4 protein-coding genes are annotated in these 3,162 nt (G+C 70.7%); 1 reads left to right on the forward strand and 3 read right to left on the reverse strand.

Annotation, left to right across the window (positions count from 1 at the left end):
• Both ASG00_RS16790 and otsA read right to left on the reverse strand, forming a co-directional pair.
• On the reverse strand, positions 1-300 hold a 300-nt coding region (locus ASG00_RS16790), incomplete at its 3' end, for a trehalose-phosphatase (RefSeq protein WP_327037477.1).
• Positions 297-1,700 carry an alpha,alpha-trehalose-phosphate synthase (UDP-forming) gene (otsA, locus tag ASG00_RS03765; RefSeq protein WP_056207001.1) on the reverse strand — a complete coding sequence of 468 codons (1,404 nt, stop codon included), beginning with the start codon at positions 1,698-1,700 and terminating at the stop codon, positions 297-299. The genes ASG00_RS16790 and otsA, both read right to left, overlap by 4 nt.
• A gap of 71 nt (positions 1,701-1,771) precedes the next feature.
• On the opposite strand from otsA, the gene ASG00_RS03770 reads away from it, so the two are divergent.
• Entirely contained in the window at positions 1,772-2,029 is a 258-nt protein-coding gene (locus ASG00_RS03770) for a hypothetical protein (RefSeq protein WP_045248495.1), read from the forward strand.
• A gap of 69 nt (positions 2,030-2,098) precedes the next feature.
• On the opposite strand, the gene ASG00_RS03775 is transcribed toward ASG00_RS03770, so the two are convergent.
• A partial coding sequence (locus tag ASG00_RS03775) for an acetyl-CoA C-acyltransferase (RefSeq protein WP_056207004.1) occupies positions 2,099-3,162 on the reverse strand: 1,064 nt, incomplete at its 5' end.

Below are 3,162 nucleotides of genomic sequence, written 5' to 3' on the forward strand. Positions count from 1 at the left end.
CCCCGGATGCCAGTACTCGATGCCGTGCGAGCCCGCCAGGTGCCACGGCGACGCGTCGTCGTGCTCGGCGATCACCCGCAGGTCGGCGAGCGAGCGCCCCGACACGAGCGCGACGTGGGTGCGGGGCGCAGCCGCCAGCGCACCGAGCGCCGCGCGAGCGGCGGGGATCATGCGCGCCGACATCGGCTCGTCGACCGTGTGCGACAGGGTGCCGTCGAAATCGAGTGCCACGAGAAGTACATCGGATGCCGCGACCCGAGCGATGCGCTCGGTCGCCGCCTCCGGCGCGGTCGCGGTCACCGGGCGTCCGAGCGGGTCGCGTCGAGCGCCGCCAGGAACGAGCGCGACCAGTCCTCGACGTCGTGTTCGAGCACGCGGCGACGCAGCGCCCGCATCCGTCGTCCCTGCTCGGCCGCCGGCATGTCGATCGCGCGGCGGATGGCGTCCTTCACCCCGTCGATGTCGTGGGGATTGATCAGCAGCGCACTGCCCAGCTCGTCGGCGGCTCCCGCGAACTCGCTCAGCACCAGCACACCGCGGTTGTCGGTGCGGGTGGCGACGTACTCCTTCGCGACGAGGTTCATGCCGTCGCGCAGCGCCGTCACGAGCATCACGTCGGCCGCGAGGTAGAGCGCCACCATCTCCTCGCGCGGGTATGCCTGGTGCAGGTAGCGGATCGCCGTGTGCCCCATCGTGTCGTGGTCGCCGTTGATGCGCCCCACCGTCAGTTCGATCTCGTCGCGCAGCTGCATGTACGCCTCGACGCGCTCCCGGCTGGGGCTCGCGACCTGCACGAGGGTGACGTCCTCGACCGAGAGGGAGCCGTCGCCCAGCAGTTCACCGAACGCCTTCAGCCGGTGGCGGATGCCCTTGGTGTAGTCGAGTCGATCGACTCCCAGCAGGATCTTGCGGGGATTCCCGAGGCTCGCGCGGATCTCCGCCGCCCGCGCGCGCACGTCCTCCCGTTGCGCGAGCTCGATGTAGGAGTCGGCGTCGATCGAGATCGGGAACGCCTTGGCGAGCGCGAGGCGCGTGCCACCGTCGGGCGTCGGCACCCGGATGCCGCTGGCGCGCGTCTCGTAGTGGAACTGGCGGCGCACGGCGCGGGCGAAGTTGCCGGCGTCGGCCACTCGCTGGAAGCCGATGACGTCGGCGCCGAGGAGACCCTCCAGCACCTGACGACGCCAGGGCAGCTGGGCGAAGATCCCGTATGCCGGGAACGGAATGTGATGGAAGTAGCCGATCGTCAGGTCGGGCCGCAGCTCCCGCAGCAGCGCCGGAACGAGCTGCAGCTGGTAGTCCTGCACCCAGACCGTCGCGCCGGAGGCCGCGACTTCCGCCGCCGCCTCAGCGAAACGACGGTTCACCGCCACGTAGGTGTCCCACCAGATGCGCTTGTACCGCGGCGCCGCGATCACGTCGTGGTACAGCGGCCAGATCGTGTCGTTCGAGAAGCCTTCGTAGTAGTTCTCGACCTCCGCCGCGGAGAGCGCGACCGGCACGATGAAGATGCCGTCGACCTCGAGCGGGTCGAGCTCCAGGTCGGCTTTGCCGGGCCATCCGACCCACGCGCCGTCACGCTTGCGCATGACCGGCTCGAGCGCGGTGACGAGACCACCCGGCGAATTCCGCCAGCCACCGTCGTCGTCGCGATCCACCGGGAGTCTGTTTGCCACGACCACGAAGTCGGCCTGAGTCACAAGGGCCCTGCTCTCTGATTCGGTCCGTCCAGGCTATCCGCACCCGTCAGCGAGCCGACTACGGTTGACACATGCGCAAGTACCTCTTCGGCACGGGCATCATCGGCGCCATCACGAGCGGATTCACCCTGCTGCGCGGTCTGCGCGGGAGCGACGAGCCGTTCACCTGGCGCACCGCGCTCGCGTGGCTGAGCTGGGGCATCACCCTTGCGCTCGCGATCGGCGCGATCGTCGACACCTTCCGAGCCGGCCACGGACACGTGATCGGCAACGACTCCCCCGTCGCCGACAAGCAGGCGAAGCTGCTCGCCAAGCGCCTGCGCCGCTGAGCGCACCCGACACACGGCGACGCCCGCCCTCCCGCAGAGGGCGGGCGTCGTGCTGTCAGCGCGTGATGATCAGCGCGTGATGATCAGCGCGTCGCCCTGACCGCCGCCGCCGCACAGCGCGACGGCCGCGGTGCCCGATCCCCGGCGCACCAGCTCGTGCACCACGTGCACGACGAGCCTGTTGCCGGATGCCCCGATCGGGTGCCCGATCGCGATGCCCCCGCCGTGGATGTTGACGATCTCCTCCGAGACGCCGAGACGAGCGGTGGATGCCGCCACCACCGCCCCGAACGCCTCGTTGATCTCGATGAGGTCGAGGTCGCCGACCGTGATGCCGTGCTTCTGCACGGCCACTTCGATGGCGTGGGCGGGCTGCGCGTGGAGCGAGTTGTCGGGGCCGGCCACCTGGCCGGAGGCACCGACCGCGGCGAGCACGGTCCAGCCCTGATCGTCGGCGTGGGCCCGCGTCGTGAGCACGACCGCGGAGGCACCGTCGGAGATCGGCGACGAGTTGCCGGCGGTGATGGTGCCGCCCTCGGCGAAAGCCGGACGCAGCGCCGCGAGCGTCTCGATGGTGGTCTCCGGGCGCACCCCCTCGTCGGCGGTCAGCCGCAGCGGCTCGCCCTTGCGCTGGGGCACCTCGATCGGCACGATCTCGCCGTCGAAGACCCCCGCCGCCTGCGCGGCAGCCGCTCGCTGATGGGACAGGGCGGCGACGTGGTCCTGCTGCGTGCGGGTGAGCTGATAGGTCGGGTTCAACCGTTCGGTGGAGGCTCCCATGCTGTCGTGCTCGTAGGCGTCGGTGAGCCCGTCGAGGGCCATGTGGTCGAGAACCTCGACCGAGCCGTACTTCCAGCCCGACCGGGAGTTCATCATCAGGTGCGGCGCCCGGGTCATGGACTCCATGCCCGCGGCCACGACGACGCGCGCATCGCCGAGCCGGATCATGCGCGCCGCGTCGATGACGGCCGTGAGGCCCGAGAGGCACACCTTGTTCACGCTGTGAGCCGGGACATCCCACCCGATCCCCGCGCCGATCGCGACCTGTCGCGCCGGGTTCTGACCCGACCCCGCCGGAAGGACCTGCCCGACGATCACCGCATCGACGGCACCGGCGGGGATGCCCCCCTGGG

The sequence above is a fragment of the Microbacterium sp. Leaf351 genome (genome assembly GCF_001423825.1).
GTDB lineage: Bacteria > Actinomycetota > Actinomycetes > Actinomycetales > Microbacteriaceae > Microbacterium > Microbacterium ginsengisoli.